17 protein-coding genes and 12 pseudogenes are annotated in these 20,560 nt (G+C 33.1%); 24 read left to right on the forward strand and 5 right to left on the reverse strand.

The features are described from left to right. Window positions 1-493: 493 nt before the first annotated feature. Entirely contained in the window at window positions 494-640 is a 147-nt protein-coding gene (locus NSS97_RS12590) for a hypothetical protein (RefSeq protein ID WP_162531640.1), read from the forward strand. Between the two features lie 12 nt (window positions 641-652). Here the strand turns inward: NSS97_RS12590 and NSS97_RS12595 are convergent. Continuing rightward, window positions 653-933, reverse strand: a pseudogene (locus NSS97_RS12595) (DDE-type integrase/transposase/recombinase); the annotation flags it as partial. Window positions 934-1,370: 437 nt separating this feature from the next. On the opposite strand from NSS97_RS12595, the gene NSS97_RS12600 reads away from it, so the two are divergent. The 6 genes and pseudogenes from NSS97_RS12600 to NSS97_RS12620 all read left to right on the forward strand — a co-directional run. After that, entirely contained in the window at window positions 1,371-2,198 is an 828-nt protein-coding gene (locus tag NSS97_RS12600; protein WP_341112728.1) for a class I SAM-dependent methyltransferase, read from the forward strand. 301 nt (window positions 2,199-2,499) lie between these two features. Beyond that, window positions 2,500-2,775, forward strand: a complete 276-nt coding sequence (locus NSS97_RS12605) for a hypothetical protein (RefSeq protein WP_044444556.1) — start codon at window positions 2,500-2,502, stop codon at window positions 2,773-2,775. 133 nt (window positions 2,776-2,908) lie between these two features. Further along, window positions 2,909-3,208: pseudogene (locus NSS97_RS12610) on the forward strand (SMI1/KNR4 family protein); the annotation flags it as partial. A gap of 144 nt (window positions 3,209-3,352) precedes the next feature. After that, a pseudogene (locus NSS97_RS30475) lies at window positions 3,353-3,454 on the forward strand (lysozyme family protein); the annotation flags it as partial. A 273-nt stretch (window positions 3,455-3,727) separates the two neighbouring features. Then, entirely contained in the window at window positions 3,728-4,234 is a 507-nt protein-coding gene (locus NSS97_RS12615; RefSeq protein ID WP_107887542.1) for a GNAT family N-acetyltransferase, read from the forward strand. Window positions 4,235-4,372: 138 nt separating this feature from the next. After that, window positions 4,373-4,546 (forward strand): annotated as a pseudogene (locus NSS97_RS12620) (peptidase S8); the annotation flags it as partial. Window positions 4,547-4,759: 213 nt separating this feature from the next. Here the strand turns inward: NSS97_RS12620 and NSS97_RS12625 are convergent. Beyond that, window positions 4,760-4,849, reverse strand: a pseudogene (locus NSS97_RS12625) (DUF3221 domain-containing protein); the annotation flags it as partial. Between the two features lie 1,001 nt (window positions 4,850-5,850). Here NSS97_RS12625 and NSS97_RS12630 point away from each other — a divergent pair. From NSS97_RS12630 to NSS97_RS12685, 12 genes and pseudogenes are all read left to right on the forward strand, one after another. Beyond that, window positions 5,851-6,444: a TasA family protein gene (locus NSS97_RS12630; RefSeq protein WP_044444559.1), complete on the forward strand. Its 594-nt coding sequence runs from the start codon at window positions 5,851-5,853 to the stop codon at window positions 6,442-6,444. Between the two features lie 1,290 nt (window positions 6,445-7,734). Further along, on the forward strand, window positions 7,735-8,355 hold the full coding sequence (locus NSS97_RS12635) for a DsbA family protein (RefSeq protein ID WP_107887543.1): 621 nt from the start codon (window positions 7,735-7,737) through the stop codon (window positions 8,353-8,355). Between the two features lie 51 nt (window positions 8,356-8,406). After that, window positions 8,407-9,228, forward strand: coding sequence for an MBL fold metallo-hydrolase (locus NSS97_RS12640; RefSeq protein ID WP_341112735.1), 822 nt, complete (start codon window positions 8,407-8,409; stop codon window positions 9,226-9,228). A gap of 4 nt (window positions 9,229-9,232) precedes the next feature. After that, on the forward strand, window positions 9,233-9,625 hold the full coding sequence (locus tag NSS97_RS12645; RefSeq protein ID WP_107887545.1) for a nuclear transport factor 2 family protein: 393 nt from the start codon (window positions 9,233-9,235) through the stop codon (window positions 9,623-9,625). Between the two features lie 153 nt (window positions 9,626-9,778). After that, window positions 9,779-10,303 carry an ester cyclase gene (locus NSS97_RS12650; protein WP_107887546.1) on the forward strand — a complete coding sequence of 175 codons (525 nt, stop codon included), beginning with the start codon at window positions 9,779-9,781 and terminating at the stop codon, window positions 10,301-10,303. Window positions 10,304-10,559: 256 nt separating this feature from the next. After that, window positions 10,560-11,097, forward strand: a pseudogene (locus NSS97_RS30480) (chitobiase/beta-hexosaminidase C-terminal domain-containing protein); the annotation flags it as partial. Between the two features lie 104 nt (window positions 11,098-11,201). Then, window positions 11,202-12,036, forward strand: a pseudogene (locus NSS97_RS12660) (DnaD domain-containing protein). Next, a complete protein-coding gene (locus NSS97_RS12665) occupies window positions 11,978-12,841 on the forward strand; it encodes an ATP-binding protein (RefSeq protein ID WP_341112738.1) in 864 nt (287 codons plus the stop codon). Before NSS97_RS12660 ends, NSS97_RS12665 begins: the two are co-directional and overlap by 59 nt. Window positions 12,842-12,843: 2 nt before the next feature. Continuing rightward, window positions 12,844-13,008 carry a hypothetical protein gene (locus tag NSS97_RS12670; protein WP_044444565.1) on the forward strand — a complete coding sequence of 55 codons (165 nt, stop codon included), beginning with the start codon at window positions 12,844-12,846 and terminating at the stop codon, window positions 13,006-13,008. A 58-nt stretch (window positions 13,009-13,066) separates the two neighbouring features. Further along, entirely contained in the window at window positions 13,067-13,240 is a 174-nt protein-coding gene (locus tag NSS97_RS12675; RefSeq protein ID WP_044444566.1) for a DUF3954 domain-containing protein, read from the forward strand. Between the two features lie 14 nt (window positions 13,241-13,254). Further along, entirely contained in the window at window positions 13,255-13,509 is a 255-nt protein-coding gene (locus NSS97_RS12680; RefSeq protein WP_107887548.1) for a hypothetical protein, read from the forward strand. A gap of 656 nt (window positions 13,510-14,165) precedes the next feature. Beyond that, window positions 14,166-14,420, forward strand: a complete 255-nt coding sequence (locus NSS97_RS12685; protein ID WP_044444569.1) for a hypothetical protein — start codon at window positions 14,166-14,168, stop codon at window positions 14,418-14,420. A 1,231-nt stretch (window positions 14,421-15,651) separates the two neighbouring features. Here the strand turns inward: NSS97_RS12685 and NSS97_RS12690 are convergent. Together NSS97_RS12690 and NSS97_RS12695 are read right to left on the reverse strand one after the other, a co-directional pair. Further along, window positions 15,652-16,371 (reverse strand): collagen-like protein, encoded by a 720-nt coding sequence (locus NSS97_RS12690; RefSeq protein ID WP_341112743.1) that lies wholly within the window; start codon window positions 16,369-16,371, stop codon window positions 15,652-15,654. A gap of 161 nt (window positions 16,372-16,532) precedes the next feature. After that, entirely contained in the window at window positions 16,533-16,691 is a 159-nt protein-coding gene (locus tag NSS97_RS12695; protein ID WP_165927679.1) for a hypothetical protein, read from the reverse strand. 264 nt (window positions 16,692-16,955) lie between these two features. Here NSS97_RS12695 and NSS97_RS12700 point away from each other — a divergent pair. From NSS97_RS12700 to NSS97_RS30490, 4 genes and pseudogenes are all read left to right on the forward strand, one after another. After that, a pseudogene (locus NSS97_RS12700) lies at window positions 16,956-17,442 on the forward strand (ArpU family phage packaging/lysis transcriptional regulator). Continuing rightward, window positions 17,439-17,981, forward strand: coding sequence for a site-specific integrase (locus NSS97_RS12705; protein WP_044440199.1), 543 nt, complete (start codon window positions 17,439-17,441; stop codon window positions 17,979-17,981). The pseudogene NSS97_RS12700 and the gene NSS97_RS12705 overlap by 4 nt, the downstream one beginning before the upstream one ends. A gap of 259 nt (window positions 17,982-18,240) precedes the next feature. Further along, window positions 18,241-18,600 (forward strand): annotated as a pseudogene (locus tag NSS97_RS30485) (DUF1259 domain-containing protein); the annotation flags it as partial. 75 nt (window positions 18,601-18,675) lie between these two features. After that, window positions 18,676-19,035, forward strand: a pseudogene (locus tag NSS97_RS30490) (DUF1259 domain-containing protein); the annotation flags it as partial. A 203-nt stretch (window positions 19,036-19,238) separates the two neighbouring features. Here NSS97_RS30490 and NSS97_RS12715 read toward each other — a convergent pair. Beyond that, a pseudogene (locus NSS97_RS12715) lies at window positions 19,239-19,949 on the reverse strand (IS6 family transposase). Between the two features lie 91 nt (window positions 19,950-20,040). Between NSS97_RS12715 and NSS97_RS12720 the strand changes: the two are divergent. Then, window positions 20,041-20,199: pseudogene (locus NSS97_RS12720) on the forward strand (5-deoxy-glucuronate isomerase); the annotation flags it as partial. Window positions 20,200-20,560 lie beyond the last annotated feature (361 nt).

Here is a 20,560-nt window from a genome sequence, read left to right on the forward strand (position 1 = left end):
AAAAATTTCATTTTGTAGAAATAAGAAAACTAAAAAAGAGCACCATGCATAAGTGCTCTTTACGATAGGAGGTAACACTGTGAGCTGATGTCTAGGTTAGTAGTATATGGTGTGAAAAAGAAATAAGAACAAAATGTTATTATTTGCTCAATACAAAAGAGCAGCTAGCAAAAGCTAACTGCTTGGCTGGTTCTCCGTGGGGATAGGAGAAAGGTTAGGGATTCATTAAATGAGTTCTAGCTATTGCCTGCCTATCTAAATTATTGACGGAATGTTTATTAAATAATCATAGTGGTAATTTATTATTTGTTTTAATTTAAGGCTGGGTCCAAAAAAGTGACATACCAACAAAATATAAAATTATTAAAAGGAAAATTGTTATGAAAATAACTAAAAAAATCTTTTTCATCAGTAGACCTCCTTTATGAAGAATATTACATCTATCCAGAATTTGAACAAAATAATCCTTTGAATAGAAAGTGAGGTTAGGAGAATGGAGGATAACATAAAGCTTTTAGGTGATGATGGGATGTTAGGTATGGAGTTTAAGGAAAGAACGATTCGTGTTTATAACACAGAAGGCAATGGGTTCTGGTGCAAAAATAAAGTAAAAGAGAATAAAGCATATATATATTCCTAATGGAATCGTATCTTATGCTACAAGTCCAAACAATTGATAGAGGAATTCTTTCTGATTTTGGATAGACTGGTTCCGTAAATTAATCTGTTCTTTTTTAATCATATGCATGGCTTCTACTCCAGAAAGAATGGATATAGCTGTGTCAAAAGATTTGAGCCCTAGCATAGAACGGATACGCTTCTTTATAAAGCGATGATCTTGTTCTACTATATTATTCAAGTACTTTTGTTGTCTAAGTTGCATACCATCAGGTATGTTTTTTTTTACAGTTCAATTGCTATAGGATAAGCCGGAGTGAAATAGAATTTCATTCCGTCTTTTTATTTAACGAAAGGGTTATTTAATAGCTTTTAAAAAGTGACAAAAAAGTTGTTTAAATTTAAATAAAGTTGTTAAAAAATGCAAGTCATTCTATTCAACAATCGGGTCATATCCTTGAATAATGGGTTAAACTAGTAGTTGACCTCGTAGTTTAGTGTCTGTTATATTTATACAAACACTAAAAGGATAGGTGAAGAAGTTCGGCATAGCAGAAGTTTGATTTTCACGAACTTTGTTATGACTGGAAAAGAGTAAATAAATCAATTTGAAGCAAACTGAAATATGCATTTTTATGTGTTTATTCGGTATGCCCATTTGATTTTTTACTCTACGGACTTATTCTCTTTTTTAACCGCAGAGTAAAGCTCTGCGGTTTTTTGTGTTTAAAAATTTTTAGGAGGAAGTTTTTATGAATAATTTATTAAACCAATTGCAGGTACCTTCACGATTCGAACAAACTGATAATGTTTTTTGGCAAGATTCTTATATTGCTAAAAAATTATTAGAAGCTCATTTAAGCCCTGATACTGAAGGAGCTAGTAGGAGTTTTAAGTTTATTGATAAATCTATTGATTTTATCCAACAAATAGCTCCCAAAAAATCTTATCAAAAAGTACTAGACTTAGGTTGTGGTCCAGGTCTTTATAGTGAGCGATTAGCTAGAAAAGGTTATACGGTAACAGGGATAGACTTCTCTGAAAACTCAATTCGTTATGCTAAAGAACAAGCAAAAAAGTTAGATTATGATATTGAATATCGCTATGAAAATTATTTGGAATTAAATGATTCAAATATCTATGACTTGGCCCTATTGATATATTGTGATTATGGTGCTCTTGCGCCTGAAAATCGTAGTATATTACTTTTTAACATTTGGAACAGTCTGAAGAATGGTGGAAAGTTGTTATTGGATGTTTTCTCTCAAAAAAAATTTGATCAGTTCAAGGAAGAACAATATTGGAGTATTAATGAAAATGGTGGTTTCTGGTCAAAGGATTGCTATGTAGCTATCGGTAGAAATCTTCAATATCCTGATAGAGTAACATTAGAACAAACAACAGTGGTAACCGCTGACAAAATAGAAACTTACAACATTTGGTATCAATTCTTCACAAAAGAATTATTCATCAAAGAGGTAACCGCTGTAGGGTTTACTGTAAAAGAAATTTACGATGATGTTTCTGGTGAAACTGGGAACGGAGGAAGTCAAACTATAGCCTTATTGTTAGAAAAATAAGGTTAAATTGAACAAAGAGAAAGAAATATATGTTATCACTTTTTTTAAAAGCAATATTTTTTCTTTTCAAAAAACGGTAGCTAATGTTGAATAAAATTTAGATTTTCAAATGACTTTATTATTATATTTTTTAGTGTAGTAAATATTTTACTTTAAAAATTAAACAACTATATTTTTAACCCCGTCCTAAATTTAGAACGGGGTTATCTTTTTGATGTATATTTTAAAGAGAATTTAGAATAAAATAAAAATATGGTCACCTACCTATTATTCACTAATAAAAAGAAAAGGTGGTAGCGAAATGCGCTTGAAGTATGGGAAGCACATTAATATATTATCTATTATTCTAACTTTGTTCTCTTTTTTCGCAATTGTAAGTTTCTCTACCTGGTTGAGTGAATATTCAATTCCCAACATTTCTAAAATGCTTAAGGTAACAATGTTGAGTGCATTTATTCTTGGAATTATAGGGTTTAGACAAGAGAAAAGCGCACTAGCGATTATAATCATGGGAATATGTGCCTTTGCTCTAGTCGTTCTATATATTTATGCAGTTATAAGTTTTCTTGAGCATTGAACACCATGAAAAAGAAACGAACATTTTTGTTCGTTTCTTTTTTGGGGGATGATTATTATAAAATAGCCTCTTCTAATGATTGAGTGCTGAATCCAAGAATTGATTTTTGAGTGTTATTTTCATAATCTTTTACGAAGAAGAAGACGTCTCCTATCTTTTAGAATACCAAGATGACAAGGATGCTGTTGATTCTAAGATAAATCCAAAAGGACTTCTCCCTGGCACTTATATTCATTTTTCAGACTGTATGAACAATGGTGGAACATCAAGACTCTATATTGATTTTAACCCTTCTGATGAAGGTGTATGTGGTCAAATAGTTCGTTTTTTGCACGATCCTGATGAATATGAAGTGATTGCAAACAGCTTTGATGAGTATTTACAGGATCTTATTGATGGTGATTTTAATTTTCTAGAAGAAGAATCTCAATAATTTGTGAAGAATTACACTTCAACTAAGGGGAGCTTTAGTTGAACAAGATTTAGACAAATTTATTATTTATATTTGTCTACAAACTCATTTAAAAGGTTAGAAATTAAACAACTTTAAAGAGCCTTACTACAATATGATTTGTAGTATCCATATTGTTATGGTGATTTCACATATGCCACAAAGGTAAATGAAAAAACAAAACTTATTGAAGAACTTCTTCGAAATGTACATAACTCTTCTAAATAAGTTGCAGAATGAAATATAATGATACCGTCAGCTTTTCTTAATTCACATAATTTTCAAAATTAAAATCTATGGATGTTAATATTTGTTATATAATGTATTTATCAAAGCGTTACCCCTGTAGTTTCTATGATGAATCTGTAAGATAGTTTGTTTGCCCCGTATATTCATCTTAAACTAAAAAGAACTTGTAGAGATTCCTACAGGTTCTTTTTGTTTTAAGGGTTATATGTGGATTTAAAATATAATTACAATTTTTTGAGGGGGAAAAAGTATATGCTTGTAAAAGCAGAAAGATTATTAATACGGAAATTTGAGTTCAAGGATTGGCAAGCTGTCCATGAGTATACATCAGATATCAATGTTATGAAATACATACCTGAAGGGGTTTTTACTGAAGAAGATACAAGGAACTTTGTGAATGAAAACATTGGTAAAAACGCTAAGAACTTTCCTGTGGTATTAATAGATGAAGATATCCTGATTGGTCATATAGTTTTTCATCAATATTTTGGTGAGCATACTTATGAGATTGGTTGGGTGTTCAATTCAAAATACTTCAATAAAGGATATGCTTCTGAAGCAGCACAAGCTACATTAAAATATGGCTTTAAGGAAATGAAATTACATAGGATAATAGCTACATGTCAGCCACAAAATATCCCATCATATCGAGTGATGGAGAAGATTGGAATGAGAAGAGAAGGCTATTTCAGGAAGTGTATACCACATGGGAATGAATGGTGGGATGAATATTATTACGCTATTTTAGAAGAAGAGTAGTGTCTCAGAACGCATTATTTAAATTGAAACTCCTATCCCTAAAGAGGCAAGTTGACTAACGTTAGTAGGATTCTTGCTATCGAAGGCGAAGTCCATGTCTGCTATCGCTGACGTGCAAGACCGTGGTGTCCCATTATCCTGAAAGCAATTTTATCTAAACCTGGATTTTTACCAAACTTAAGTAATGATTCTTCCATTGTATTTCCTGAGGAAGAAGAAATAAATAAAGGAAATGAAGGATCTACTATTACATTCCCGAAAGAGGATTCCGCTAATAGTGAAGGGAACTCTAGCTTCATTTTCCCAGAATAATTGTAGAGATACCTTTTATTTAGTATGAACGAATCTTATATAACTAGTTGTTTATAATACTAGTCAGATAGGCTCTTATGTGTAATAGCATAAGAGCCTATCTGTTGTACTTTTAACCATATGAGGAGGAAAGTACTTCTAGGTATATTTTTAGTGTAGTGAAGTGTCTTATATCAACATTTAAATAATATTCAGTTTAGCCTCATTATAAATTTAGAAATGGACTACTTTTTCAATTATATGCATAACGGCAATTGGTGGTAATAGTGCAGTCCAACCAAATGCATAAACGTTTAATTTTTCAACACCTCCTTGCAGTATTTCATATTAAGATATTAAAACTGCTAGGAAAGTGTGCTATTGTCCATGAAAAATATTGAGAAAACGTTGAGAATGTTGCAATGCTATTAATCGTTGAGGAGTTAATTATGCCTTGTGATTTTATAAAAAAATAAAATAAGAAAGAGAACAGTTGCGTAGACTGTTCTCTTAAGGAGCGGAAGTGCTGAACATTTTCAATGACAATGATTCAAGCATTCCGTTAATAGTATGTGCATATATTTGCAGTTCATACAAGAAGGTAGCTAAAAAATAGCTACCTTGCTCAGGGAAAATTCAAAAAAATCAGAGATTCATTATGGATACAGATTGGCTGTTACCAACCTATTCGTATTATTGGAAAGGATTCCATAAATTATTCATAAGTTAAAATCTCACTTCATTATAGGTTCATTGGCTTGCAAAGTAAAAATAGCACTTTTCAAAAATGCTCTTTTTAAGATGTGCATTAGGACTTGAAAGAGGCATCAATAACAATTTAAGAGGAGATATCTTTATACAATATATGGAGGTGCTATGGAAAGGTGACGATAAAAAGAAAAAGAGCAGTTAGAATAAACTAACTGCTCAGCTCCAGGAGAATTGAAGACTTGGTTATTTATAGTTTTGACGGAACTTCGGGGTATTATTCAATAGTAGATGTAAAGAAAACATTATTAGAAAAGATCAAAAGGTATACGTACCTTTTGAAGTGTTAGAATACTCCTGAAGAAATAAATAATTTTAATTATAAAGGGCAGTTAATATTAATTCATTTTTGGCATAGGTTTTGATCATTATAAATCCAATTTTTCTAGTTTTGGGACGTTTCATTTACAGATGATAGATAATAACATAATTTTCTCAATAAGGAATTTACTGCTTTTAATATAATTTTTTAACAATTCATGGTATATCTGTATTAAGGGGACCTTTTCGGTTGATTAGGGAGAAAGATTATAAAAATGATATGGGAGGAACAAAAAATGTCATTGAAAAAGAAATTAGGTGTTGGAGTGGTTTCAGCCGCTCTTGGCTTATCTTTAATTGGTGGGGGAACATATGCATATTTTAGCGATCAAGTGGTGACAAATAATTCATTTGCTGCAGGTACATTGGATTTAGCTATGCAACCAACTACTTCACTTAACTTAGAAAATTTAAAACCTGGGGACAAAATATTAAAGAAATTCAATTTAACAAATAGTGGTACACTAGATATTAAAGATATCATGATGAAAATAGACTATACTGTAAACGATTTAAAACAAAATAACACTACAGAAGATTTAGGTAAACATATTAAAGTACAATTTCTTTGGGATTGGGATCCTGCAAAAAGCCCTGTATACGAGACAACTCTTGCAGAACTAAAATCACAAAGCCCAGAGATTGCCTCCAAAAAAGTATTTCATTCTAAGTGGACTGAAACAGGAGGATTAAAACCTGGGAAAATGGATTGGTTTTGGATAAAGTTTATATTTGAAGACAACGGAACAGATCAAAACGTGTTCCAAGGGGATAGTATTGCGCTAAAAATGGAGTTCCAAGCCAATCAAACAGATGGACAAGAAAGATAAATTTTAGAGCATAATACTGGCAAAAAGTAAAACTGAGCTTATGCCTTTTAATAATTTAAAAGAATGATTACTACATATCTATACCAAAATCCATTGATATCAGCATTTGCGCATGATATTAATGGATTTTGTAAGTTTAACATTTTGAATGTTTTGTAAAACTAACATTTAATTTATAAATAGAAGAAAAAAATAGCCAAAAGTCGTAGAGCGTTTAAGAGAGTAAATAACGACTCTCTTTTTTTGCTTTTTTATTTTTATGGGCATCCATATACATTGAATAAGGAAATCCCCACGCTGCAATCAAGCTAAGAAAAGCATAAATCCCCAAATAGCAAAATTGAGATCCCCAGAGTAAAAATCATTGTTTTTGGGTAGCGTAAAACCTTAGTATGTTAGCGATGTGATGCTAACCCAAATTTGAACCCTATTCCTCAATGAATCAAACAATTTAACATGGTAAAAGTATATTTGGATGAGAGTCCAATACTTACTATTGAAATTGTGATGGTTCACGTTGGAAGAAGGCACTTTAGGGTTTCTTTTCTTTATGAAAAAAATCCCCGCACAATGTACAGGGATAAAAAATTATAAGTCATGGTGGGACAGTTCCTGTTTTAGTTAATCAGGTAGCTTCTATTAAAAGTAAAAATAAAATGTAATGCTTTGAAAAAAACTATGTACTAGAACTGGTACTCTGTCGGTAAGCCATGAAAGAGGTACTTATATTATTTGTTTTGTAAATTATCTTGAATTTGTTGTTCCATATTTACTAGTGATGTTTTTAGGAAATTACTAAGCTGTTTAACAAATTTAAGAACAAGAAGCCAGTTTTTAATATTAGAACTCTAAAAGCGTTAGGGTAGAAATTTATTGTTTTTGTTAAAAAAGAATTGACTTCTACCACTGTTGTAACTAATATGGTTACATAAGGTTGTAATCGAATCAGTTACAACCTTATGACTATTTAAAGTGAAAATAAGGTTTATATATTTAATTAAGGATGGTAGTCCACATGTTATCGCCCGGTGTAGAAAGTTACTAACATATTTAAATCAAGATATATTCCGAATTTTAGTATCTTCTATTTTGGAGCAATGATGTGCAGCGCTATCTTTCATTAGAAATCTTATCTAATCTTTTTGGGAAGGGTTAGTTTTGAAAAATATAGTAAGGTAACTCAAAAAAGAACAAGATATAAAAAAGATGTACTTATATAAACCAAAAAGTTAGCTGAGAATTTTAAGTGATAGCTGGACTGGTTAATAAAAATAAAGGTAGGAGATTTAAATGAAGACGAAACAAGATAACCTTATTTACGTATGGGACGCCTATTGTGGATGGTGCTATGGCTTTTCAGAAAGTATTAAAAGATTTTACAAAGAACACACTGAAATGCCGTTAACAGTTTTATGTGGAGGATTATTTTTAGATGATTTACCAATAAAAAATTTCTCATATATAGAAGAGGGGAATAAAAGAATTAATCAACTTACAGGTGCAGAATTTGGTCCTTCATATCAAAAATTGGTGGAAGAAGGGACTTTTAAAATGAATTCGAAAGATGCTGCAATTGGCTTTTCAGCTTTACGCTCATTAGCACCAGACCGTTTGTTAGAATTCACTTCGGCTATGCAAAAAGCGTTTTATTATGAGGGCCAAAGTCTGAGTGATCCTGAAACATATCGTAAGATTGCAATCGAGCATGGTTTGGACCCTGAACAAGTACTAGAACGATTAAACGCTCAAGAAACAATAATAGATGTCCAAAACGATTTCAATAAAGTGCGACAGCTTGGTGTTAATAGTTATCCTTCATTACTTTTACAAAAGGATAATCAAATTATCCCTATTGGTGGTGGGGTAATGACGCCAGATAAAATTGAAGCGCGTTTTAAAAATTTATATTAATGAATTTTAAGTTACAGTATATAACATTTAACAAAAGGAGAATAACATTCTATGTTTAAAACAATTGATACAAATCAAAAAGATGTAAAATTGACGGTGTTTAGTTCAGACGAAAAAAGTTTCATGGTCACTGCAACCTTAGTTGAGAAAGCGGGACATGCATTTTTAATAAACTCAAAATTTACTCAATCTGATTCGAAAGAAATTGTTGAGTATCTGAAAAAAAACGGCTTATCTCTAGATAAAATTTTTATTATTCATGGGGATCCTGATTACTACTTTGGATTAGAAAGTATTAAAGCTGCTTACCCAGAAGCTATAGCGTATGCTACAGAGTCTACTGTTGAACACATTGTTCATTCTGTCTTAGGGAAATTAAAAGTTTGGAAAGGTGCCCTAGGAGAAAACGCACCAAGCAACGTAGTATTATCTCAAGTGTTTAAAGAAAAAACGATTGATTTTCAGGGGTTAACATTTGAACTAGTAGGCTTAGATCATTACAGAACTAGCTTATTTAATAAAGAGCTAAAAGTATTAATTGGTGGTATTGATGTATTTAACGAAATACATGTATTCTTAGCGGATACTAGCTCAAAAGCGGCTATGGAGGCATGGATTGAGAACTTGAAAGTATTACAAGCATTACATGCTGACATAATTGTACCTAGCCATGGATCAATTGAAAAATCTTTAAATAATCAGACACTTACTGCAACTATGGATTACCTAAGAACTGCGGTTCAAGCTTCTGAGGAAAGTAAAACTTCAAAAGATTTTGTAGTGAAACTTGAAGCAGCATATCCAGGCTATGCAAATAAAGGTGTATTAGAATTAAGTGCAAAAGTTGTAACAAAAGAAATGCCTTGGGGTTAATGCCATGAATAAATATCAAAAACTATTACATGAAACGTATGTGTTAACTGGCGAAGGAAAATTGGATGTGTTCAAAACGTATTTAAGTGAAAATGTATCTTGGACAGAAGCTGCTGGGTTTCCATATGCGGGGACTTATATAGGTCCAGATGAAGTAGTGAAAAATGTACATGAACGTCTTGGCACGGAATGGGATAACTATAGCGCTAAAGATGAAATTTATGCATTTAATAACAATACTGTTATCGTTTATGGAAAATATAGTGGAACATATAAAGATACAGGAAAATCGTTCATAGCAGATTTTTGTCATCTTTATGAATTTGATGAGAACGATAAGGTTAAGAAGTTTATTCAAATTGTGGACAGTGCAACTGTTAATGAGGTATTAAGTTAGGGTTATTAGTTTCTAACATGCCTTGTATAAGGGGTAGTGTTAGGATAAACTAAATTTCCTAACATTACCCCTCACATTACATTTTGGGGAAGGTTTCTACTTCTCAAGCGTGTTATGGAAGAAAACTTATATGATTAGAAGAGGTAGGCATAAATGAAATTAGAGAAAAATTTAATAGTAATAATTATTTCTGTTTTTATTTTAGGAATTGTGTCGACTTTGATATTTCAAGCTTCCACCGGTAATAACAAAGCTAACTCAATAAAGAGTGAGAATGTTGCTTCTGTATCAAAAGAAGCGAAAGAAAATGAAAAGAATAAAAAGATGGTAGTTGATTTCTATAATGAAGTTTTTAACAAACATAATATCGATATTATCCCTAAATATGTAAGCGAAGATTATCAGCAACATAATCCTTTTGTTGCTGATGGACGAAAAGCCTTTATGGATTTCTTTAAGGAGGATTTTGTTAAAAATCCTAATTCCTTTGCAGAGATTAAACGTGTAGTAGCTGAAGGGGATACAGTTGCTCTTCATGTACATTCTCGTACTAATTCTCAAGATAAGGGAGTTGCTATAGTCGATATATTTCGTATAAAGAATGGTAAGATTGTTGAACACTGGGATGTAATTCAAGAGATTCCAAATGAGGCAGCTAATGATAATACAATGTTTTAGGTAGAAGATATATCTAATAATTGTTTAATTGATAGAGATGTATAGGATTTAGAAATTTAGATAAGTAAAGGGGATGTCCTAGGCATGGTACTAGGACATCCCTTTTTGTTTTAACGAGATTTAATTTACTATTATTTGTAGAGTGCTTATTTCGTGTATTTTCTGATAACTTAACGCTAAAACTACACAGTTATTAAATTAGATAACCGCATTAGTTTGTAAGAAAGGATGAACGTGATCCAGCAAGATATACATCTATAGTGATGTGGATTTAGGTAGGGATGCTGAGGGTAGTATCTATGAAACGCTATTTGATGGAGATTTGGCAATATTACAAGCAATGCCGATTCCAGGAGAATCCGCTTTAATGCTGGGCTAATCTAAGATTGGTAGTAAATTTTTATTAAAAGAGCTTCTTATCTTAGGTAAGTTTGGAAAATTAACTTATAATAAAGAAAAAAATCTTGGACTTCTTCCGGTGGACTTGAATACACTCAGGGTAGCGTTGATGGGAATAGAGTGAAGCATGTATTAGCACATACTAAACCGAATCCGCATAAACCTACGCATTCAGTATTTAATTTAGATAAAACAAAGTTATTAGAACTATTAGATGAAGCCTGGTCCACAAAAGGAGAGCATGTACCAAAGGATGCAGCTGCATATATAGTACCTATGGGAGAGTTGTAGGAACTGCAGGAGAAACTTCAATTAGAATTGTTGTACGAACTAATACAAATAAAGTTATAACAGCAAACATTATTAATTTAGGATACGATTGGTATAAAGGATAATTCAAAGCTTTGCTATTATTACTTTAAAAACCTTTTTTCTAAGATGAAGTGAACCATGAAAATGGGACACATATCAAAACACCTTCTGAATTTGCATACTTAGTATGCGAATTCAGAAGGTGTTTTTTTATGTACTACTATTCGATTACATCACTTTTAGCAACGGCAAACCTCATATTGTAGCAATTATGATTTTAAGTGAAATCGTTTATTGGTACAGACCTACGGTTATCCGTGATGAAGAAAGTGGAAAAGTAACATACAAGAAAAAATTCAAATCAGATAAATTGCAAAAGAGTTATCAACAATTAGCAGAAACATTCGGGTTTTCAAAATTACAGGTGAAAAGGGCATGTGATTTGTTAACGGAAATGACTCTTATCAAAGTTGAATTTCGAACTATCCATGTTGAAGGGAAAGTTTTAAATAATGTGATGTTTGTAGAACCGGTAGCAAATGAAATCAAACTGATCTCTAGTATGTATCAAAATACAGAAGTCCCTGGTTACTTAGAAGTAAAGAGCCCTATTACTCCAAAGTCATCACCCTCTTTACTTCTAAGTAAGGACTCTCCCAACTTAGAAGTAAAGACAAATACAAAGATTACTAAAGAGAATACTACAAAGAATGTAAGTAGTAGTAATATCTTCTCATTCTATGAAAATAATTTTGGGATTTTAAATCCATTCGTAGCTGATAGTATTACCCAATGGGCAAACGATACAAGCATCCATGGAACGTGCATTGAAACAACAGAAAAAATGGAACTACGCTGAGGGGATTTTAAAACAGTGGGTTAATAAAAACATTCGTACATTAGCAGATGTACATGCGTCAGAAATTGAGTTTAAAAACAAAGGTAAAAAAGGAGATAAAAACAATGCAAGCAATCAAAAAGATAGTAGCTTCATCGACAAATACGACTTCAAGAAACACTAGTCAAAGATACGTATTGTCTCCTAATAGATGTAAGAATGTCTTTTTAGTAGGGAAAGAAAAATTTAAAGACGTTTGCAGCAAACGCATGTTGATAGATATAGAAACAAATGAGGAATTTTGTCCTCAATGTAGATCGGTAGAAAACGAAGATCAAAAATTAGCTAAAGAGACACTAGCTATAAAAAAGAAAAATGAAATTATTCATTTATATGATTCATTTGCTGATAACAGTTTAATAAATGACAAACTCAAAAAAGCCACATTTGAAAATTATGTACCAACTAAGAAAGAGTTAGCTGATGCTAAAGAAGCAATTATGAACTTTGTTGCTTCATTCAATAAGGAAGAACCACCGAGCATGATTATAACGGGTGATTACGGAGTAGGAAAAAGTCATTTGTGTGTGGCAGCCACTAAAGAACTTATGAAAAAGGGTCATAGTGCAATGTTTATTCAAATGAATAAGTTATTTACTAAAATCAAATCTACTTGGAATAAAAACAGTGAAATGACAGAGGACAAGCTTATGTCCCTTCTAGCAAAAGTTGATGTCTTGATTATCGATGACTTTGGAGCGGGATTTACGGAGAAAGATAAAGAAGGTGTCACTTGGAAACAAACAAAAACGAATGAGATTGTTGATAGTCATATAGGTAAAAGTACTTTATTTACTACCAACTTTAATATCGGTGAATTGGCAGAAATGTATGGAGAACGTGATTTTAGTCGGATGATGGAAAACGCTGAAATGTTAGAAATGCATGGTGATAATTATAGATTACGCAATTTTAAAAAGAGGGAATAACAATGTGTGCATTATGTCAGGGTACAGGAATTATTCGTAGAGAAACTTATCCAGGTGTAACTGAAACGAACAGTTGCAATTGTGAAGTGGCAAAACAACAGCAAGCAGAAAATAAAAAGCGCTGGGAAGCATGGTTAGTACGATTTGAGTCATTGAAGCAAGAGTGACAACGTAATCAACAACAAAAAGTTTGCTAATAAGAAAAAAAGGGGGGATTTCAGTCGTATGAAGCCTACGAAAATTGAAATCGATGTTACGGATAATAAAATTTATGTGGTCAAAAATGGTGAGGTTACTCTGTTGAATCCTCCAGCAACAGGATTCGGAGAGCAAACGATTATTTGGCAAGGTGGAAAAGTTGATCGTGTATCAACTACAAGTACAGAAAAAATAAAATAACTGGGGATGCGATTATGAAGCAATTAACAATTGATGATGTTATAGGTAGTTTCAACTATAGAGCGATAAATACAAGTGAAAAGTTTTTGAATCCAAGCTATGAAGTACATTTCTACGATAAAGAGGAACGGCAAAAGATGGATTGCTTTGATGCTAAGACTGAAACTGAAGCTTGGAATGCAGCGATAGAAGAGCATGGAAAAGGTATTCAGAAGATTAGGATAAGTTGTTCGAATCGTACCAGATCTGAATTTTTGGCACTAGATTAGGAGGGGGAAATGATGACTTTCAATCGTTGGCCAACTGATGAGGAATATAAGCAGGCTGAATCAAATGGTATTAGCAGAAGAGTTCTCTACATGAGGATGTACAGATATCGTGTTGATGTGAAGTAAGACCAAATTTGAATTTTGTACAAATATGCAGGGAGTGTGAGGATCATCTTATAAATAAAAGCTCAACTCTCAAAAGGGTGAGAGTTGAGTCTGTGAATGTAGCTACTGAGTTCTCGGGTTGATGAAAACCAGAAGCTAACTAAAATAATATCATGAGTGTTCAGAAGAAACATTGAATAAATGTTTCCAATGTTTTAAATAATAGTTAATCGGTTTTAAATGAACAAAAGCGTTATTTTGTCGAAAAGTAATGCGGAGATAAATAAGACCGCTCCTTTTATCGAAACGGCCGTACAAATAACCTGTGCTGGAGTTCGCATCAAATGGCTTAAGATGTTTTCTCTAAGCAGTATGGACAAGGATTTTTACAATTATACGTAAAGATGGCAGGTAATTGACTAAGTTACCTGCCATGTTCTAAAACAATACGGAGGAGAGAGCCCCGATTTGAAAAGAGTGAAGCCGTGGGAAGTCGGCTTGTAGGTAGTATGTACGATATAAAAAAGATTATACGAAAAGGGGAATGGAAAATGGCTATTGAGGCACATAAATGTAACGTTAAAGGGTGTAATGGTTTTGTAGTTTTTGAAAATGCTGATTTTGATTTACAGAATCCTGACACAATCAGAGGAGTTTATGCTCTTGATAATCCAACTTGCAATGTTTGCGGAAAAGAATTTTTAGTAGTACCTAGCTATGCTGTCATTGATTTGGATGAAGATACACAAGATTTTGAGGAAATCGAATCGGCTTGCATAACTGAATGGCAGAAGCAAAAAATTTAAATAAAATAGTTATTTAAATAAAAAAGTCATTTTTCAATGAATTTAAAAATCTGGTAAATATTGAAAAAGAAATGGAACTAATAATACAAGAATGAAGCCTATAACAGTTATGGATATAACTTTAATTAAATCTTTTTTCACCGCTTTTTCCAAATAAAAACACCTCCGTATTATTTATATTTAATACTATCACTATTTATGAATTAAATTGTATTTTAAAACTACAGTTGAATGCATCGAGGAAGAGTTCGGTATCGCTGTTTGTAAGCTGCAGTTAATTTATTTAGAGAAGACTAAACAAAATCCTTATTTTAATTGGTTCAGCCGCTTGAAGGGCGCTCCAAAGGGCTGAGATTCGAGAGTTTTTAAACTCTTGCTTAATTATATGAGAACTCCCTAAGGAGTATCTATGGCATTGTAACACTTAATTGATTAACTTTACAATTATATATTCAGATTTAAATATTAATAAAATCTTTATTTGAATGTAAAAAGCCCTAGAGGGGCTAGGGCTTTTTACGCAATAAATCTTTCTGTTATAAAAAGGACTTACTCAAGATAACACATGAATGTTTCAAAACTGTATCAAAAAAGTGAAAAAAATCGTTATTTCATAACAAGCGAAAAAGAGCACACATATAAGCATGCTCTTTGACAAGAAAGGTAGATTTCTATGGGTGGAGAGTCTCCATACAATAACATATGCTTGTCCAGTTAAAAGGTGAAAAATTTTTAACAAAATCGTTATTCAGTAGCAAATGAAAAGAGCACACTAATAAGTATGCTCCTTGAAAGGTAGATTGCTATGCTTGGAGAGTCTCCATACAATAACATATGCTTGTCTAGTTTAAGTGTGAAAGGCTTTTTAACCAAAAAGCTATTTAAATAAAAAAACCCCGTTTGTCTGCGGGGCTTCTAAGGGTAATCGTCAAGTAATGACGTACTCGACTAATTAACCATATCATGAATTTTTTGGTAAAAACACTGGTAAATGTGTCCAATTAACAGGGGCATCATTTTAACCCAAAAAGCTATTTTAATAGAAAGGGAGCGGAATAGTGCACCTAAAGGATTACGCCGTTTACAAAGGTGAATCGCTTATATGTATCGGAACTATACAGGAATGGGCCCAGCACATGGGACCCTATAACAAAAAAAGAGAGCCTTCTGGCTCTCTTTTTTTGTTATAGGGTCCGCCACCAAAACGATAAACTGCAAGTGCATCAATACATTAGAAATTTTGTGAACATGAAGTACAAGGTCCACCAGTAGGTTGGAATACAACATTATCAACAAAAGCTGTTGCTCCTTCCCCACCTGTAGCAATATTTTGGAAAGCAACACATGCTTCTGTCACACCGGCAGGTATACACACAACAAGAGTATAATGTTGGAAACTAGATTGCGGTTGACTTGGAGCCGGTACAATATTCGGGATATTCGATGGGCCAAGAGTTGCAGGGAGAGGAGGACATCCATGTCCAAGTTCTGGAAAAGATACAGAAGCTATAAGAAATGCACCATCCCTTATATCCGCAGCAAAAGAAAACGTAAAACAACAACCTTCGCCAACATCAACCAATTGATTAATACTTCCACCCGGTTCAATTGACGCAGCTAAGATACTAAGCGTCCCATTTGAAAGAATACGACCACTATGGGCGTTTGGAAAACCTACTTCTGTAACATCCCCAATTTGATTCCAACCTGGAACTAGATCGCCTACTAATGGTGGTTCGTCAAATCCAGGGTTGTCAAGAATATTAGTACATGGACAACACGCTACTGCAGTTGGTCCAGTTGGCCCAGTAGGACCAGTTGATCCGGTTGGTCCTGACGGTCCAGTTGGTCCAGTCGGTCCAGTTGGCCCAGTCGGTCCGCTTTGAATTGGAGGTATAGGGGGGAGAAAACATTCACACGGAATATGAAATTTCTTTTTAAATTCACTCATTTTTACACCATCCTTATCATTCACCCACTTACACTCTATAACTTATGAATTGGTTAACACACAAGTATAAGAAAAAAGCCCTTGAAAATTAAAATAAATAAACAAATAAGCCCTTATGTCACAAATATAAACCCATTCCATAATATATAAGGAACATGGATTCATCCCAAAAAGTTTTCAATATGTAAAAGGGGTCCGCTTCCTGAGTCAATACCGTTGGACCTGTTGGTAAAGTGAATGGGGGAATAGGTGGGGGATATTGAACCAATTAAACTTGATTTAACAGTAGCTCCACGTAAAATAATATTTTCTTCATTCATAAATTCACCTCCTATGATTGCTCGTTATAGAAGGTGAATTTTATTTGCAAAGTTAAAAAAAGCATACGTAGTTTTATAAATTAAAGTTAAATTTTAGTCAGTTACTAAAATATGAGAAAATGATATAATAATACCAATTACACATATAGTCCTACTGGAAGAACCAGCGGATACTGAACTATGAAGAGCATTAACAATATTGCTCTGTAGTTTGGTGTCCGCTTTTTATTTTTTATTAACAAAATAGACAAGGAGTGTTTATATATGAATCAATTAACTTTCTTATCTAAAATCGACCGTGCAGCAACTCAGGGGAAATTAGAAAGACTTCTTGAAGAAGTGCGTATTTATAAACAGTTTGGGGATGGTCCGAGAAGAAATGAAAGTCACTTCTTCATATGAAGTGAGATATCATGGTCCTACAAATAAAATAGGAAATCCATTAGAAGATGTGGCCTTAGCAAATATAAAGCGTAGTGAACGTGAACAATATCTTGAAAATATATCATTCCGAATTAATCAGTTCTTAAGTCGTTTGGGGAATGGTCGTGCAGGGATGATTCAAAGGGATATTATTAATAAGCGTTATTTAGAAGAAGAGGACGTATGTGATTATATGATTTATAACGAGATTGGAATGGCTGAACGCACTTATCGACGTTGGAAATCTAGAGCATTTTATAATTTGGCTTTTGCTCTTAGATTAGAAGTGTACGAGGTGGAAAATCAGAATGGAGGCGATAGTCTATGAACTTTGTTCAACCTATTCGTGATCCAGAGCAAATACAGCAGATTAAAGAATATCTGAAAGAAAACAATGAGCGTAATTATATTTTGTTTGTAATGGGTATTAATACAGGTTTACGGATTAGTGATATTTTAAAGTTAAGAGTTGGTGATTTAAAAGGAAGTCATATTTCAATGAGAGAAAAGAAGACAGACAAACAGAAACGTATTCAATTGACTCCAGCATTAAAAAGAGAACTACGTTGGTACATTGAAGAGAGAGAGGACGATGAGTATTTAATTAAGAGTCGTGAAGGAAAGAATAAACCGATTGGACGCAGCATGGCATATAAGATACTTAGAAGTACAGCAGCAGAGTTTGGATTAGATGAGATAGGAACACATACATTACGTAAGACATTTGGGTATCACATGTATATGCAGACGAAGAATATAGCCTTACTTATGGAGATATTTAATCATTCATCTGAAAGGGTTACGTTAAGATACATAGGTGTCAATCAAGATGCGATGGATAAAGCTATGATTAAATTTAAAATATAGCGACATCCTTTTTTTTGATTTTTATAATTACCCATTTTTTATGTGTTGTGTAACTCAAAAGGGGAAGGCTTATGAAGCTATGAATATCAAGGGCTCTAGCGAAAGGGGCAGTTACACACAATATAAGATATGAGTAATTGGGAGACATCTGATACAAGCTATGAGTTTCTATTAATCTTTCAAAATTGTCTAAGCAGATACTAGATTGCTAGCATAGAATATATCGTTTTCTTCAATTTAAAGAAGATAATCCTATAAAATTTTAGGAGGTACTGATCATTCAATTGATCCAGGACCTGTATGTACTGTAACTCGAACTAGAATATTTGATGCAACAGTTTTAGGAAGAAAATCAAATTCACCTTTGGTTAATTATCAATTTTTTTCGTTTGAATCTCTTGATGAATCAGGAAATGCACTTTGTTTAGGTGAAACTGCAGCTTTTGAAAATCAGGTTGAACAACTCCTTTCTAATCTTCGTGATCGCGGTATTACCGTATCAGGTTTGCATAATCACTGGATAGATGAAAATCCCCGTTTATTTTATATTCACTGGGAATCAATAGATGATCCTATTGCATTTGCGAGAAAAACAAGAGAAGCTATTGATTTCTTAGGTCCAGTATTACCACCAGATTTACCACCACCTGTAGTATCTCCAGAATTTCAAGAATTATGTGATGCATTTACTACAATGTTAGGTGGTGAAGGTGAAATTGAATCAGGGCCCGTATGTTTTGTTATGCGACCTTTAAATTTTGAAGCGACTATCTTAGGAAGAACTACAAATTCACCTCTAGTGCATCATCAACTCTTTTCGTTTGAGTCCCTTGATTCATCGGAAGTTGCACTTTGTTTAGGTGAAACTGCAACGAATCAAGAGCAGACCAATCAATTGATTTCAAATCTTCGTAAAGTTGGTTTTATAGTTTCAGCATTTCACAATCACTGGTTAGAAGATGATCCTCATTTAATATATGTTCACTGGGAAGCGATAGATGATCCTCTTGCATTTGCGAGAAAATCGAAAAATGCGATTGCGTTTTTAGGTTAGTTTTAATAAGGGTTATTAATGAAAAGACTTTGCTATTTTATAATAATTGGCAGAGTCGTGACCGCTTTTTGGCAGTAAATGTGCCGGTTGTTTTGGAATCAACGTGATATATTTGTATTGTGAGCAGTGGCGGAAAATATGGTTCTGGTGCAAAAATAGAATAAAAGATAATAAAGTGCATAAATTCCTAACGGAATCGTATTTTATGCTGCAAGTCCAAACAATTGATGGATGAATTCTTTCTGATTTTGAATAGACTGGTCCCGTAAATCAACCTGTTCTTTTTTTATCATATGCATGGCTTCTACTCCCGAAAGAATAGATGTAGCTGTGTCAAAATATTTTAACCCTAGCATAGAACAAGATCATCGCTTCTTTATAAAGCGATGATCTTGTTCTACTATGTTATTCAAGTACTTTTGTTGTCTAAGTTGCATACCATCAGGTATGCTTTTTTCTTTTTTCAACTGTTCAATTGCTATAGGATAAGCCGGGTTCTTATCGACTGTTATAACACGTGGTTTTGAAACATGAAAAGACCGCAAAGCTTTCTTGAAAAAGCGCTTTGCAGCCTTCTGGTCTCTTGTTTTGTTTAGGGAAAAATCAATTGTGTTTCCTTTCGAATCAACAGCACGGTACAAATACATCCATTGACCTTTTACTTTGATATATGTTTCATCGACTCTCCAAGAGTCATTTGTTTGTTTAAGGTGACGACGGATTCGTTTGTCCAATTCCGGACCATACTGATGAACCCAACGCATAATCGTTGTATGAGAAATGGATAAACCCCGTTCTTCTAGCATTTCCACCAAATCACGAAAACTAAGGTTGTACCGTAGGTACCATCTTACCGTTAACAAAATAATATCAGGCTGATAATGCTTCCATTTGAATACATTTTCCTTTTCCATACCAATCACACACCCTTTCTAAAGTAATAGTAACAGTATGTCCAAGATTTATAGATTCATTGCAATTGTCCTTAAGTTTTTGCACCAGAATCAGCTAGACCATCCACAAGCAACAGCGCCTGGATATGCAATGTATTTTTGTTGGATGATTCGACATCTTGAGAATAACCCATGGAATGATCGTATCATGGAGGAAGAACACAAGTGGTTATTAGAACCAAATGCGAAAATTTGGCCAGAAAAAGAATAGATGAAAATAAAGGTTCTGGACAAAAACGATGTCACTTGCAATTGTTTTTGCTCAGAACCACTAATTTTTTGTCAATGTAGGCAGGCTCTTATAATAGAACGTATCTTGAAATTAAAGTAAATATATATGAACCTACAGTACTCATGAATAAAAGAAGGTAGATGCTCATTATCATGGTACGTTTAATAGAAAAGTATTGCTAAAGATTTTGGCAGTGCTTTTTCTTAATCAGTTTTTTGATGTTTTTCATTCTGCTCACAATTATATAGAAAAATTGAAAGAAGAATGTGTAATGAAGTATCTATCTGTGCAGAAATAATAAAGTTGTTTAATTTACAATAAAGTCATTTAAAAAATAATA

The sequence above is a fragment of the Bacillus sp. FSL R12-0074 genome (assembly GCF_038005725.1).
Classification (GTDB): Bacteria; Bacillota; Bacilli; order Bacillales; family Bacillaceae_G; genus Bacillus_A; species Bacillus_A mycoides.

Coding starts and splice junctions, on each gene's coding strand:
- NSS97_RS12590 (WP_162531640.1), top strand. CDS start 494: ATGGAGGATAACATAAAGCTTTTAGGTGATGATGGGATGTTAGGTATG.
- NSS97_RS12600 (WP_341112728.1), top strand. CDS start 1,371: ATGAATAATTTATTAAACCAATTGCAGGTACCTTCACGATTCGAACAA.
- NSS97_RS12605 (WP_044444556.1), top strand. CDS start 2,500: ATGCGCTTGAAGTATGGGAAGCACATTAATATATTATCTATTATTCTA.
- NSS97_RS12615 (WP_107887542.1), top strand. CDS start 3,728: ATGCTTGTAAAAGCAGAAAGATTATTAATACGGAAATTTGAGTTCAAG.
- NSS97_RS12630 (WP_044444559.1), top strand. CDS start 5,851: ATGTCATTGAAAAAGAAATTAGGTGTTGGAGTGGTTTCAGCCGCTCTT.
- NSS97_RS12635 (WP_107887543.1), top strand. CDS start 7,735: ATGAAGACGAAACAAGATAACCTTATTTACGTATGGGACGCCTATTGT.
- NSS97_RS12640 (WP_341112735.1), top strand. CDS start 8,407: ATGTTTAAAACAATTGATACAAATCAAAAAGATGTAAAATTGACGGTG.
- NSS97_RS12645 (WP_107887545.1), top strand. CDS start 9,233: ATGAATAAATATCAAAAACTATTACATGAAACGTATGTGTTAACTGGC.
- NSS97_RS12650 (WP_107887546.1), top strand. CDS start 9,779: ATGAAATTAGAGAAAAATTTAATAGTAATAATTATTTCTGTTTTTATT.
- NSS97_RS12665 (WP_341112738.1), top strand. CDS start 11,978: ATGCAAGCAATCAAAAAGATAGTAGCTTCATCGACAAATACGACTTCA.
- NSS97_RS12670 (WP_044444565.1), top strand. CDS start 12,844: ATGTGTGCATTATGTCAGGGTACAGGAATTATTCGTAGAGAAACTTAT.
- NSS97_RS12675 (WP_044444566.1), top strand. CDS start 13,067: ATGAAGCCTACGAAAATTGAAATCGATGTTACGGATAATAAAATTTAT.
- NSS97_RS12680 (WP_107887548.1), top strand. CDS start 13,255: ATGAAGCAATTAACAATTGATGATGTTATAGGTAGTTTCAACTATAGA.
- NSS97_RS12685 (WP_044444569.1), top strand. CDS start 14,166: ATGGCTATTGAGGCACATAAATGTAACGTTAAAGGGTGTAATGGTTTT.
- NSS97_RS12690 (WP_341112743.1), bottom strand. CDS start 16,371: ATGAGTGAATTTAAAAAGAAATTTCATATTCCGTGTGAATGTTTTCTC.
- NSS97_RS12695 (WP_165927679.1), bottom strand. CDS start 16,691: ATGAATGAAGAAAATATTATTTTACGTGGAGCTACTGTTAAATCAAGT.
- NSS97_RS12705 (WP_044440199.1), top strand. CDS start 17,439: ATGAACTTTGTTCAACCTATTCGTGATCCAGAGCAAATACAGCAGATT.